13 protein-coding genes are annotated in these 13,727 nt (G+C 46.1%); 4 read left to right on the forward strand and 9 right to left on the reverse strand.

The genetic code is table 11. The features are described 5' to 3' along the window. Nucleotides 1-355: 355 nt before the first annotated feature. The 9 genes from mioC to AACQ21_RS16900 form a co-directional block, all read right to left on the reverse strand. Entirely contained in the window at nucleotides 356-790 is a 435-nt protein-coding gene (gene mioC / locus AACQ21_RS16860; protein ID WP_017044116.1) for an FMN-binding protein MioC, read from the reverse strand. A gap of 43 nt (nucleotides 791-833) precedes the next feature. Continuing rightward, complete coding sequence (gene mnmE / locus AACQ21_RS16865; RefSeq protein ID WP_026028517.1) at nucleotides 834-2,195, reverse strand: tRNA uridine-5-carboxymethylaminomethyl(34) synthesis GTPase MnmE; 1,362 nt, start codon at nucleotides 2,193-2,195, stop codon at nucleotides 834-836. Nucleotides 2,196-2,307: 112 nt separating this feature from the next. Next, complete coding sequence (gene yidC, locus AACQ21_RS16870) at nucleotides 2,308-3,930, reverse strand: membrane protein insertase YidC (RefSeq protein ID WP_017046370.1); 1,623 nt, start codon at nucleotides 3,928-3,930, stop codon at nucleotides 2,308-2,310. 2 nt (nucleotides 3,931-3,932) lie between these two features. After that, nucleotides 3,933-4,193 carry a membrane protein insertion efficiency factor YidD gene (gene yidD / locus AACQ21_RS16875; RefSeq protein ID WP_010319953.1) on the reverse strand — a complete coding sequence of 87 codons (261 nt, stop codon included), beginning with the start codon at nucleotides 4,191-4,193 and terminating at the stop codon, nucleotides 3,933-3,935. Beyond that, nucleotides 4,160-4,516 carry a ribonuclease P protein component gene (gene rnpA, locus AACQ21_RS16880; protein ID WP_026027667.1) on the reverse strand — a complete coding sequence of 119 codons (357 nt, stop codon included), beginning with the start codon at nucleotides 4,514-4,516 and terminating at the stop codon, nucleotides 4,160-4,162. The genes yidD and rnpA overlap by 34 nt, the downstream gene beginning before the upstream one ends. Before the next feature lie 12 nt (nucleotides 4,517-4,528). Continuing rightward, on the reverse strand, nucleotides 4,529-4,666 hold the full coding sequence (gene rpmH / locus AACQ21_RS16885; RefSeq protein WP_010319951.1) for a 50S ribosomal protein L34: 138 nt from the start codon (nucleotides 4,664-4,666) through the stop codon (nucleotides 4,529-4,531). A gap of 196 nt (nucleotides 4,667-4,862) precedes the next feature. Then, complete coding sequence (locus AACQ21_RS16890; RefSeq protein ID WP_013855580.1) at nucleotides 4,863-5,612, reverse strand: amino acid ABC transporter ATP-binding protein; 750 nt, start codon at nucleotides 5,610-5,612, stop codon at nucleotides 4,863-4,865. Further along, complete coding sequence (locus AACQ21_RS16895; protein ID WP_010319949.1) at nucleotides 5,609-6,280, reverse strand: amino acid ABC transporter permease; 672 nt, start codon at nucleotides 6,278-6,280, stop codon at nucleotides 5,609-5,611. The genes AACQ21_RS16890 and AACQ21_RS16895 overlap by 4 nt, the downstream gene beginning before the upstream one ends. 75 nt (nucleotides 6,281-6,355) lie before the next feature. Then, nucleotides 6,356-7,105: an amino acid ABC transporter substrate-binding protein gene (locus AACQ21_RS16900; RefSeq protein ID WP_026027668.1), complete on the reverse strand. Its 750-nt coding sequence runs from the start codon at nucleotides 7,103-7,105 to the stop codon at nucleotides 6,356-6,358. 309 nt (nucleotides 7,106-7,414) lie between these two features. On the opposite strand from AACQ21_RS16900, the gene dnaA reads away from it, so the two are divergent. The 4 genes from dnaA to gyrB all read left to right on the forward strand — a co-directional run bounded on the left by dnaA (nucleotide 7,415) and on the right by gyrB (nucleotide 13,518). Further along, complete coding sequence (dnaA, locus tag AACQ21_RS16905; protein ID WP_010319947.1) at nucleotides 7,415-8,818, forward strand: chromosomal replication initiator protein DnaA; 1,404 nt, start codon at nucleotides 7,415-7,417, stop codon at nucleotides 8,816-8,818. A gap of 73 nt (nucleotides 8,819-8,891) precedes the next feature. After that, on the forward strand, nucleotides 8,892-9,992 hold the full coding sequence (dnaN, locus tag AACQ21_RS16910; protein ID WP_088720678.1) for a DNA polymerase III subunit beta: 1,101 nt from the start codon (nucleotides 8,892-8,894) through the stop codon (nucleotides 9,990-9,992). 9 nt (nucleotides 9,993-10,001) lie between these two features. Then, nucleotides 10,002-11,081, forward strand: coding sequence for a DNA replication/repair protein RecF (gene recF / locus AACQ21_RS16915; protein ID WP_105977391.1), 1,080 nt, complete (start codon nucleotides 10,002-10,004; stop codon nucleotides 11,079-11,081). 19 nt (nucleotides 11,082-11,100) lie between these two features. Next, a complete protein-coding gene (gene gyrB / locus AACQ21_RS16920; RefSeq protein WP_013855574.1) occupies nucleotides 11,101-13,518 on the forward strand; it encodes a DNA topoisomerase (ATP-hydrolyzing) subunit B in 2,418 nt (805 codons plus the stop codon). Nucleotides 13,519-13,727 lie beyond the last annotated feature (209 nt).

Consider the following 13,727-nt stretch of genomic DNA (forward strand, 5'->3'; position numbering starts at 1 on the left):
GATCTATATAGAGATCTTATATTAGATCTATTATTAGGATCGAGCATATCTGTGGATAACCGATAAATGATCAACAAGATCATGGTTTTTAAGAGGATCACAAGCTGTGATCCTGACATGATCTAATCGTGTATTAGCTGGGATCAAAAAGGCTAGTTATGCACAGGGTCGTAAAATGCATGAGTTATTAATTGGATAACTATAGGTTAATCACCGAATAACAGCATAGTTATACACATTAAAATATTTAAAATGGACTTAACTTTTCTATGGCGAGTATTGAGACAGTTATACACAGAGCTTAAGAGTACAAAAAAAGCGGCTCACAGGCCGCTTGGTGACTTTATGCCATTCGCTAGAATTGTTCGATGTGCTGTTTGAGCCATACTTCAGCGGCATCTTCAGGAACGGAATATTCTAATATATCTATGGTGAAACAGTCGCTAATTGGCGTTGCACCTATATCCTCAAGCAGTTGATATGCATGCTTACCTGCTGCGCAAAACGTGTCATAGCTTGAATCGCCAAGTGCTACCACGGCATATTTTAACTCGCTCGTATTCGGTGGTGTTGATTGCAAAGAAGCGATAAAAGGTTGGATATTGTCTGGGTAGTCACCCGCTCCATGCGTGGAGGTGACAATGAGCCAAGTCCCTTGTGAGGGTATATCACTTAAGTTGGGTTGGTTGTGGATAGTCGTAGTATAACCTTGCTCTTGCAGTAGATCGTTGAGATGATCGGCGACATATTCAGCGCCTCCTAAGGTGCTGCCAGTGATGATATGGATCATGAGATATTCCTATAATTAAGAGTGATCAAGCTTCTCACTGCGATCATTTGCCGATACAGAACGACGAAAAGATGCGCCCTAACAAGTCATCGGAGCTAAATTCGCCCGTTATCTCGTTTAGATGTTGCTGCGATAAACGCAGTTCTTCCGCTAAGATTTCACCAGCCATGTAGCCTTCGAGCTGCTGCTGACCAATCATGAGGTGCTGTGCGGCGCGCTCTAGCGCGTCCAAATGGCGTCGTCTGGCCATAAAGCCGCCTTCATTGCCCCCAGCAAAGCCCATGCACTCTTTGAGATGAGTACGCAGAGCATCAACTCCCTCTCCAGTTTTTGCCGACAGGCGGATTAAGGTTGGAGAATTAACATGACAGATACCGAGCGATTCTTTGGTTTGATCGACTTTGTTGCGGATCACCGTCATGCCGATGTTTTCAGGCAATCGATCGACAAAATCTGGCCAGATTTCTTTCGGATCGGTGGCATCGGTGGTGGTGCCATCAACCATAAAGAGCACACGATCTGCTTTTGCTATTTCATCCCAAGCACGCTCAATACCTATTCTTTCGACTTCGTCATTGGCATCACGTAGGCCAGCGGTATCGATGATATGCAGTGGCATGCCATCGATGTGGATGTGCTCTCTCAGTACGTCACGCGTGGTTCCTGCTATGTCGGTGACGATTGCTGAGTCTTTGCCTGACAAGGCATTAAGTAAACTTGATTTGCCCGCGTTAGGACGCCCTGCTATCACCACTTTCATCCCTTCGCGTAAAATGGCCCCTTGATTGGCCTCTTTGCGCACGGCGTCTAAGTTGTCGATGATATTTTGCAGATCTGCGGCAACTTTACCATCGGCAAGAAAATCGATCTCCTCTTCAGGAAAATCAATCGCTGCTTCAACGTAAATTCGCAGGTGGATTAGGGAATCGACCAAGGTGTGAATGCGTTTGGAAAATTGACCTTGCAATGAATGCAGAGCGGATTTGGCCGCTTCTTCAGAGCTGGCATCAATCAAATCGGCAATCGCTTCCGCTTGGGTTAAATCCATTTTGTCGTTTAAAAACGCACGCTCAGAAAATTCACCCGGGCGCGCTGCGCGCAAGCCACTGATAGCCAAAATGCGTTTGATCAGCATATCCATGACGACCGGGCCACCGTGTCCTTGTAGTTCGAGCACATCTTCGCCGGTAAAGGAGTGAGGGTTAGGAAAATAGATCGCGATGCCTTGGTCAAGTTCGGTGCCATTTTGATGCTTAAAAGGCAAGTATTCCGCATAACGAGGTTTCAGTGTTTTCCCGGTTACTTCAAGCGCGACTTGAGCGGCTTTCGGGCCTGAGACGCGAATAATCCCCACGCCACCTCGGCCTGGAGCGGTTGCTTGAGCAACAATGGTGTCTGTAGACATAAGGGTACCTAACATAGGGGTGTATGAGCGCAATTGTAATCAGCCAAAAACAAAAAGGCGACCAAAAGGTCGCCTTTGTTTCACTTGTCAGTGTGACTTCTTGCTGAAGTGGCTACTTAGAGTGTAAGCCTTTTTTCTCCAGCGCTTTGTAAATCAAGGTTTGCTGGATCAAGGTAACGATGTTCGATACCAACCAGTAAATCACTAAACCTGATGGGAAGAACAAGAAGAAGAATGTAAACATAACCGGCATAAAGGTCATGATCTTCTGTTGCATCGGGTCAGTGACTGTCGTCGGGCTCATTTTCTGGATCATAAACATACTCACACCCATCAGCAGTGGCAAGATGTAGTATGGGTCTTGTGCTGAAAGGTCATGAATCCAACCAAAGAAAGGTGAATGACGCAGTTCAACCGATTCCATTAATGACCAGTAAAGCGCAATGAAGATAGGCATTTGCAGGAAGATAGGTAAACAACCACCGAGTGGGTTTACTTTCTCTTTCTTATACAGCTCCATCATTTCTTGGCTCATGCGTTGGCGGTCATCGCCGATGCGCTCACGCATTGCTTGCAGCTTCGGTTGCAGCATGCGCATTTTTGCCATAGAGGTGTATTGTGCTTTGGTCAGTGGGTACATAGCACCACGAACAATGAAGGTTAAGCAGATGATTGCTACACCCCAGTTGCTAACGAAGCTTTGAATGAATGAAAGCAACATGTGTAGTGGTTTTGCAATAAACCATAACCAGCCGTAGTCGACTACTAAATCAAGATTTGGCGCAACAGCAGCCATTTCATCTTGCAGTTTTGGACCGACCCAAAGTGTGGCTAAGAATGTCGCTTTTTCACCGTTGGCGATGGTTTTATTTGGCATGCGAACACCAATATCACCTAAGTTGCCAATCACGCGAGTGTATAAGTTTGACCCTGCTGCATCACGTGGGATCCACGCGCTGGCAAAGTAGTGTTGGATCATCGCCGCCCAACCTTCACCGTTAACCAAAGGCAGTGACAAGTTACGATCTTGCATATCATCGAAACTGTATTTCTTATAACGTGTATCTTGTGTTGAGTAAGCACCGCCACGGTAAGTTGGCATAGCCAAGCTGCCACCAGCGTCCAATAAATTTTGGCGTAGGTGTGCATACATACCCAGTGTCGCGTTATTACCAGATTGGTTGACTACATCAAATTCAACATCCAAGGCGTAGCTGCCACGTTTAAGGATGAAGGTTTTGGTGTATTCAAGGCCATTGGCTTGATAAGTCATGGGAATGCGCAGTTCGTCTTGACCATCTGCTAGAGCAAAGGTGTCGGCGCTAACAGTATAGTTTGGACGATTGTTGCTGCTTAAATCGATCCCTTGCGGTCCCACTAAACCACTTTGCGCGATAAACTGGTGACCAGGAATGTCTTTAAGTAGCACAAATGGGTCTTCTGAATTGAGTTCAGCATCGTACTTATTCAGCTCGGCCTTCACTACATCACCACCTACCGTGTCAATTGACAGAGTCAGTACATCAGTCTTGACGGTGATGGTTTTTGCAGAAGCATTGGTTACTGCTGGTGCTGGGTCTAACTCATCAGCCATAGATGGTGCAGTTAAAGTGCTGCTATTTTGTGCCTGCTCAACCGCTTGAGGTGCTGGGTTCTTTGCTACTTGCCATTGCTGGAAAAGTAAAAAAGAAACGAGTGCCAAGGCGATTAACAGGATATTACGTTGAGAATCCATCGTTAATTATCTCTGTCTTGTTTTTGGACTGGTGGCGGAACGGGGTCAAAACCCCCTTCGTTCAAAGGGTGGCATTTTAATAGACGTTTGCCTGATAACCAACACCCTTTTACAAAACCGTGAGCTTTCAACGCTTCTATCGCATAGTTTGAACAGGTTGGAGTAAAACGACAGCGTGGTCCAAGCAGAGGACTGATGATTCCTTGGTAAAGACGGACGAATCCGATTGCTAACCACGCGAAGGGCGAGACAGGCGATGCCATAATTTTTCAAATAGTTTGAACATTTCTTCATTGCTTAAATCTTGCGCGCTCTTTTTCGCAATCACAACAAAATCTTTGTTAGGAAGTTGATGCTGTTTATTACGGAAGCTTTCGCGAGCGAGGCGTTTGAAGCGATTACGGCCAACAGCTGTTTTGATCTGTTTTTTGGGGACGGCCAACCCTAACCTTGGGTGGGTAAGAGCGTTTTCGCGAGCAATGATAGTGAAATGGGGGGAGCCTGCGCTGTGCGCTTGCTGGAAGACTTTTTTATAATGTTCGGGAGTTAACAAACGTAACTCCCGATTGAACGCGTACGTATTCAAAATAATCGCGAATTATTTTGACAGGCGCGCGCGGCCTTTAGCACGACGTGCATTAATAACCTTACGGCCATTCTTAGTTGCCATGCGTGCACGGAAACCGTGAGTACGCTTGCGCTTTAGAACGGTAGGTTGAAAAGTGCGTTTAGACATGTGTAATTACCTTACTGATCAGTAGTTTTTAGGTTCAAATAAACCCGGCGTGGGCATATTTTCGCTTCTTTAATAGAAAGAAAGGAATCCGACGCCTCTCAACAAAGAGGCGGAATTGTAATCACTGTCACAATAAGTGTCAACGATTGGGTTCACTAAAATTCCGGTCGGGGGATTATACGCAGTCTCCTTTAAATCACAAGGATCCTTCGTCGATCCCCACCTGATTTAAAAATTTCTTGAGCTTAGGATCCTGTGGATTACCAAAGATATCCTGTGGAGAGCCTTGCTCTACAATTTGCCCATCGGCCATGAAGATCACGCGATCGGCTACCTCTTTTGCAAACTGCATCTCATGGGTAACCACCAGCATTGTTTGGTGATGAGTAGCTAATTTCTTCATTAAAGCAAGCACTTCGCCAACCCATTCAGGATCGAGTGCTGACGTAGGTTCATCAAATAGCAGCAATTCTGGTTGTAGCGCCATCGCACGACCGATCCCAACGCGCTGCTGCTGGCCACCAGAAAGCGCTGCGGGATAACTCTCTCCTTTATCCCCAAGACCGATGTCATCCAAAATCTGCTGTGCGCGGGTCAGGGCGAGATCTTTTTTCCAACCGTGCACCGTAATGAGCCCTTCGGCGACATTTTGCCTCGCTGTCATATGAGCAAACAGCGCGTAGTTTTGGAAAACAAAGCCTGTTTTTCTGCGCAGTGCTAATACATCTGCTTTGGTCTGTTGCTGGGTGTCGACAGTGACATCGTCAATAGTAATGGAGCCTTGGTCTGCGCGTTCTAGGAAGTTGACGCAGCGCAGTAAGGTCGATTTACCTGTACCGCTTGAGCCAATAATGACGATGATTTCACCTTTTTCTATTGCTAAGCTGATGCCTTTGAGCACTTCAGTATCGCCAAAGCGCTTATGAATATTATCGAGTTTAATCATCGTACATACGCCTTATTGAGTCTCTCTTCAGCCCAAATTTGTACCCGAGTCAGTACCACCACTACGGCCCAGTAAATTAATGCAACGGCGAGGAAAGCTTCAAAGAAGCGAAAGCTTGACGAAGCTTCCATCTGCGCTCTGGCCATGATCTCAGCGACTCCTAATGTAAAAGCTAATGAGGTCGATTTGATCATATCAATGAAGTAATTCATTAATGATGGCAACGCGATACGAGTAGCTTGCGGCAAAATAATGCGGCGCATTGCTTGGCTTGTGGTCATACCCACAGACAAACTCGCTTCCATTTGGCTGCGATCAATACCCAAAATGGCGGCGCGAATACTTTCTGCCATATAAGCGGCGAAGTGAAGAGTTAGCCCGATCACCGCGGCGCTAAACGCATTTAAACCGACCATCCACGGTAACACTTGTGGCAGACCATAGTAGAGTAGAAATAGTTGTACTAGCAGGGGAGTACCGCGGAAAAAGCTGATATACAGCTGGCTTAGCGGATCCAAAATGGGCACTTTGAACACACGAATATTGGCTAAAATGACCGACAGGATCAAAGCAAACACTAAGCCCCAAGTCGCCATCTCCATGGTGGTGCCTAAATACCTGAGCAGTATTGGCATCAGCTCAAGCATATAGTGAAAATCAAATCCCATCGGCTTACCTTTTTAAAACAAAAAAGGTGGAATGTGTGGTTCCACCTCAATCCTATGTTTTGATAATAGGGGAATTTACTTATTGGTGATATCGGCAGCAAACCATTTTTCAGAAATCGCACTCAGTGTGCCATCAGCGCGCATCGAGGCTAACGCTTGATTCACTTCAGCTTGCAGTTTTTGGCCTTGCTCGTTGTTAACAAACGGCCAAGCGTTTTCAATGGTTTCAAAAGGGTGACCAGCCAATTGCAACGGTAAGCCCGTTGTTTTAATCAATTCCAGAGCCGAAAGGCGATCCATCACAAACGCATCAGCACGGCCAAGAGCAACGTCATGTTCAATGCCAGTATCGTAAGTTTTGATGATGATTTTATTGTCTTTGTCAAAGCTGCGCAGTAGCTGCTCGAAGTTTGAGCCTAAATTGACCGCGACCGTTTTGCCGGCAAGATCGTCAATCCCTTTAATGCTGTCATTACCTTTGCGAACGGTAATTTGTGCACCGTCGATGACATACGGGTCAGCAAATAAGTATTTCGCTTTACGTGCTTCTGTGACGGTGATTTGGTTTGAAATGGTATCAATTCGGCCAGTTTCAAGCAGGCCAAAGAGACCGGAGAAATTAGCCGTAACATATTTTACATCGTAATCATTGCGTTTACCTATCTCATCCCAAACATCCACTTCAAAGCCTTGCAGCTTGTCTTGTTTGACAAAAGTGAATGGAAAATAGCGCCCTGACATGCCGACTTTTATTTCCGTTGCCGCGTGTACGCTTGCAGCGGATAGTGCAATTGCAGTAATGGCGACTTTAACCCAGTTTTTCATCTTGAAACTCCTTATATTTATAGAGAGGGATGTTACTGGTAAAGCACTCAATAGAATAAATAACCAGTAGTTATTAACCATAACCGAACATAGTGACACAATTGGGGATAAGTATAGAGGATCCTTGTATATGTGGATCATCGTGTGGGTAAAGTGGTGCTAATTGTGAAGATCGACAAAAATCAAGCGCAAATTGTGTGAATAACTTCGATCTTATTCACTGGATCACGGATCAATCGCTGGCGATCTTGGTTATCAACAGGTAAAATCGCCAGTCTTTTCGATCATTTACTTAGGGTGAGGGCAACCGTGTCATCTTCGCTTTGGTTGCAATGTTTGCAACAGCTTCAAGAAGAGTTACCAGCAGCGGAATTCAGCATGTGGGTACGTCCGTTACAAGCGGAGCTCAATGACAATACTCTCACTTTATTCGCCCCAAACCGATTTGTGCTTGATTGGGTGCGCGATAAATACATCAATAGCATCAACCGATTACTGCAAGAGCATTGTGGCCACGATACCCCGAACCTGCGTTTTGAAGTGGGTAGTCGCCGGGTCAGCGCGCCTAAAGCTGCTCCCGTTCGTACTCAAGCGGATGTCGCGGCTGAATCTTCAGCTCCTGCACAGTTACAAGCGCGTAAACCAGTACATCGTACGTGGGAAAACGACACGGTTGTGGCAGACATTAATCACAGATCAAACGTTAACCCTAAACATAAGTTCAATAACTTCGTTGAAGGTAAATCGAACCAACTTGGTTTGGCTGCAGCGCGTCAAGTTTCCGATAACCCCGGCGCGGCCTATAACCCACTCTTCTTATACGGTGGTACAGGGCTAGGTAAAACACACTTATTGCACGCCGTTGGTAATGCGATTGTTGATAACAACCCGAATGCGAAAGTGATTTACATGCACTCAGAGCGTTTCGTGCAAGATATGGTGAAAGCGCTGCAAAATAATGCGATTGAAGAGTTCAAACGCTATTACCGCAGTGTCGATGCGCTCTTGATCGATGATATTCAATTCTTTGCCAATAAAGAGCGTTCGCAAGAAGAGTTCTTTCATACCTTTAACGCATTGCTTGAAGGTAACCAACAAATCATTTTGACTTCCGACCGCTATCCGAAAGAGATCAATGGGGTGGAAGATCGCCTGAAATCTCGTTTTGGTTGGGGTTTGACGGTTGCGATTGAGCCACCAGAGCTTGAAACGCGTGTCGCGATTTTAATGAAGAAGGCAGAAGATCACCAAATTCATCTTGCCGATGAAGTTGCCTTTTTTATTGCCAAACGCTTACGTTCCAACGTGCGTGAATTGGAAGGTGCACTAAACCGTGTTATCGCCAACGCTAACTTTACCGGCCGTCCGATCACCATCGATTTTGTGCGTGAAGCGCTGCGTGACTTATTAGCTTTGCAAGAAAAATTGGTCACCATTGATAACATTCAAAAGACCGTGGCGGAATACTACAAAATTAAAGTGGCGGATTTGCTTTCTAAACGTCGCTCTCGCTCGGTTGCCCGTCCACGCCAGTTGGCGATGGCACTGGCTAAAGAGCTGACTAACCACAGCTTGCCTGAAATTGGTGATGCGTTTGGTGGCCGAGATCATACGACAGTGCTGCACGCTTGCCGTAAAATCCAGCAGTTACGTGAAGAGAGCCACGACATCAAAGAAGACTATTCGAATTTAATTCGTACCCTGTCTTCTTGATGCACAACCTTCTTATATCAGCTATTTTAACCCTCACATTTGGGGTTGCCCGATAACATCGTAAGAGCTAACTATGAAATTTACTATTGAACGTAGCCACTTCATTAAGCCACTTCAGCAAGTATCTGGAACATTAGGCGGACGTGCGACTTTGCCAATTCTTGGTAATTTGTTGCTCAAAGTGGAAGAGAACGTGCTGTCGATGACGGCGACCGATCTTGAAGTCGAACTGATTAGCCGCGTGACTCTTGAAGGTGAGTGCGAAGCAGGAAGCATCACTGTCCCTGCGCGTAAATTTTTAGATATTTGTCGCGGCTTGCCCGATAGCGCCGTGATCACTGTGGTATTGGAAGGCGATCGCATTCAGATGCGTTCTGGCCGTAGCCGTTTCTCTCTGGCAACCTTACCTGCCAGTGACTTTCCTAATATTGAAGATTGGCAAAGTGAAGTGGAAGTGTCGCTCACTCAGGCAGAACTGCGCAGTTTAATTGAGAAAACCCAGTTTTCGATGGCTAACCAAGATGTGCGTTATTACCTGAACGGTATGCTATTTGAAATCGACGGTTCAACCTTGCGCTCTGTGGCAACCGATGGACACCGTATGGCGGTTTCGCAAACGGCACTCAGCGCGGATTTTGCCAATAAACAGATCATCGTGCCGCGTAAAGGGGTACAGGAACTGGTCAAGTTACTTGATGCGCCAGAACAGCCGGTTGTGCTGCAAATTGGTAGCTCAAATTTGCGCGCCCAAGTGAATAACTTCATCTTCACTTCTAAGCTGGTTGATGGCCGCTTCCCTGATTATCGCCGCGTTATGCCGCAGCAAACGACCAAAACCTTAGAAACGGGCTGTGATGAGTTACGTCAGGCATTTTCTCGTGCCGCGATTCTCTCAAATGAAAAGTTTCGCGGGGTACGGGTTAATCTTGCGGATAATGAAATGCGCATTACCGCCAACAACCCAGAGCAAGAAGAAGCGGAAGAGTTGTTGGATGTCACCTTTGAAGGCGACGCCATCGAAATCGGTTTTAACGTCAGCTATGTGCTCGATGTACTGAATACATTACGTTGTGAACAGGTTCGTGTATCGATGTCTGACGCCAACGCCAGTGCGCTGATTGAAAATCGCGATGACGACAGCGCGATGTATGTTGTCATGCCGATCCGACTTTAAGTTTGCGCAATGCCGCTGACTCGTTTAATCGTCCAACAATTTCGCAATATTAAAGCCTGTGATATCCCATTATCATCAGGCTTTAACTTTCTTATTGGCCCTAATGGCAGCGGCAAAACCAGTGTACTGGAAGCGATTTACCTGCTGGGTCATGGTCGCTCGTTCAAAAGCGCCTTAACCGGACGCGTCATACAAAATGAGTGCCAGGAGCTGTTTGTGCATGGGCGTTTTTTGACCTCGGATCAATTTGAGCTACCGATTGGCATTAATAAGCAGCGTGACGGTTCAACAGAGGTTAAAATAGGCGGTCAATCTGGGCAAAAACTGGCGCAACTGGCACAAGTTTTACCTTTGCAATTGATTCATCCGGAAGGGTTTGATCTGCTCACCGATGGACCAAAACAACGACGTGCATTTATTGATTGGGGGGTATTTCATAGTGAACCTGCCTTTTATGATGCATGGGGGCGTTTTAAGCGCCTCAATAAGCAGCGCAATGCGTTGTTAAAAACGGCAACCCATTATCGTGAACTCAGTTACTGGGATCAGGAGATGGCGCGCTTGGCTGAACAAATCGATGCATGGCGCACACATTATGTGACGCAAATGAAGTGTGTTGCCGAGGAGTTGTGTCGCAGTTTTTTGCCAGAATTTGATGTGCAAATGAAGTATTATCGTGGTTGGGAAAAAGAGACGCCCTATCAACAAATCCTCGAGAAAAACTTCGAACGCGATCAATCGCTAGGCTACACATTCAGTGGCCCGAACAAAGCGGATTTAAAAATAAAGGTCAATGGAACACCGGTTGAAGATGTTCTATCACGCGGTCAGCTTAAATTAATGGTGTGTGCACTGCGCGTCGCACAAGGACAACACTTAACCGAGCTGACAGGTAAGCAATGCATCTATTTAATTGATGACTTTGCTTCCGAATTAGATAGCCATCGTCGTAAGCGTTTAGCGGATTGCTTAAAATCGACGGGGGCACAAGTTTTTGTAAGTTCTATTACGCAAGGCCAAGTTGCAGACATGATTGAGTCAAACAGCAAGATGTTTCATGTGGAACATGGCACAATAGAGCACGGATAAAATAGTGAGAGAGTAACTCATGTCGAATAATTACGATTCATCGAGTATTAAGGTACTGAAGGGTCTGGACGCGGTTCGTAAACGTCCAGGAATGTACATCGGCGACACGGATGATGGCACCGGTCTGCACCACATGGTTTTTGAGGTGGTGGATAACTCAATTGATGAAGCGTTGGCAGGTCACTGTAAAGACATCGTAGTGACTATTCACGAAGACAATTCAGTTTCAGTTAGCGATGATGGCCGTGGTATTCCTACCGACCTTCACGAAGAAGAACAAGTTTCTGCCGCGGAAGTTATTATGACGGTTCTGCATGCAGGCGGTAAATTTGATGACAACTCATACAAGGTTTCGGGTGGTCTGCATGGTGTCGGTGTGTCCGTCGTCAACGCGCTGTCTGAAAAAGTGCTACTGACTATCTATCGTAACGGCGCTATCCACACACAAACTTATTGTCACGGTGTGCCACAAGCGCCGTTGGCTGTGGTGGGTGAAACCGATAAAACCGGGACAACCCTGCGTTTTTGGCCAAGTGCTGAAACCTTTACCAACATTGAATTCCATTACGATATTTTAGCTAAGCGTCTGCGTGAGCTCTCTTTCCTAAACTCTGGTGTATCCATCAAACTGTTTGATGAACGCGAAGAAGACAAAAAAGACCACTTCAGATATGAAGGTGGTATTAAAGCGTTTGTTGGCCATTTAAACCGCAATAAAACGCCGATCCATGAAAAAGTATTCCATTTCAGCTCTGAGCGTGACGATGGGATTACCGTGGAAGTGGCGATGCAGTGGAACGATGGTTTCCAAGAAAACATTTACTGCTTTACCAACAATATTCCTCAACGTGATGGTGGTGCCCACTTAGCGGGTTTCCGTGGGGCGTTAACTCGTACCCTAAACACCTTCATGGATAAGGAAGGCTTCTCGAAAAAAGCGCAAGCGGCGACCTCGGGTGATGATGCTCGTGAAGGCTTAACCGCGGTGGTTTCAGTGAAAGTGCCGGATCCTAAGTTCTCTAGCCAAACTAAAGATAAATTGGTTTCATCCGAGGTGAAATCTGCGGTTGAGTCAGCAATGGGTGAGAAATTGGCGGAGTTTTTGGCTGAAAACCCAAGTGAAGCCAAAATGGTCTGTTCAAAAATCATTGATGCGGCTCGTGCTCGTGAAGCGGCGCGTAAAGCGCGTGAAATGACACGTCGTAAAGGTGCGTTAGATCTTGCCGGTTTGCCGGGTAAACTCGCCGATTGCCAAGAAAAAGATCCTGCACTATCTGAACTGTACATAGTGGAAGGGGACTCTGCTGGCGGTTCTGCCAAGCAGGGACGTAACCGTAAAAACCAAGCGATTTTGCCGCTGAAAGGTAAAATTCTTAACGTTGAAAAAGCTCGTTTCGACAAAATGCTTTCTTCGCAAGAAGTCGCAACGCTTATCACCGCATTAGGCTGTGGCATTGGCCGTGATGAATATAACCCAGACAAACTGCGTTATCACAACATCATCATCATGACCGATGCGGATGTCGACGGTTCGCACATCCGTACGCTACTGTTGACCTTCTTCTATCGTCAAATGCCTGAGCTGATTGAGCGTGGCTACATCTACATTGCTCAACCGCCTTTGTATAAAGTGAAAAAAGGCAAGCAAGAGCAGTACATCAAAGATGAAGATGCGATGAACCAATACCAAGTTGCTTTGGCATTGGATGGTGCCTCACTGCATGTTAACCCTCAAGCGCCAGCATTAGCAGGCGAAGCGTTAGAAACCTTGGTTAAGCAATACAATGTCGCCATTAAGCTGGTGGAGCGCATGAGCCGCCGCTACCCTTACGCCTTGATCCATGAATTCATCTATATGCCGCGTATCATTGTTGATCAATGCGCTGATTCTGCAGTAGTAGAAGCGTGGGGCAAACAGCTGGTGGAGCAGTTAAATGCGAAAGAAGTTGGCGCAAGCCAATACAGCATTGAAACTGAGCACAATGCGGAGCTTGGTATTTATCAGCCTAAGATTGTAGTGCGCACTCATGGTGTAACGCACCAACATCTATTAAGTGCTGATTTGCTCAATTCGAAAGAGTACAGCAAGCTGGCGGACCTTTCTGAAGCACTTTATGGCTTAGTTGAAGAAGGGGCTTACATTCAACGTGGTGAGCGTATTCAACCTGTCGATAACTTTGTTGATGCGTTGAACTGGTTAATTAAAGAGTCTCGCCGTGGCCTAAGCCTGCAACGCTACAAAGGTCTAGGTGAAATGAACCCAGATCAGTTGTGGGAAACGACGATGGATCCTGAATCTCGCCGTATGCTGCAAGTCACGATTGAAGATGCTGTTGGTGCTGATGAACTGTTTACTACCTTGATGGGTGATCAAGTTGAGCCGCGTCGCGCATTCATCGAAGAGAACGCCTTAAAAGTTGCCAACCTCGATGTCTAAGCCGTTGCTATAAAGCAAATCCCAAAAACACCGTTTCGCAAGAGCGGTGTTTTTTTATGGTCAATACAAAGTCACCCAACGTGGGAGCAACCATTTTTAGCATCAACACTTTCTACTTATCTTAGGTTGTCTTTAAGGATAAAAGGTCATAAACGTTTTTTTATTGGGATTTTCTCTCAATAAAAAAAAGTATCTACTATTTTATTTTA

Origin of the sequence: Vibrio sp. V01_P9A10T6, assembly GCF_963877065.1 — a bacterium.
GTDB classification, from domain to species: domain Bacteria; phylum Pseudomonadota; class Gammaproteobacteria; order Enterobacterales; family Vibrionaceae; genus Vibrio; species Vibrio anguillarum.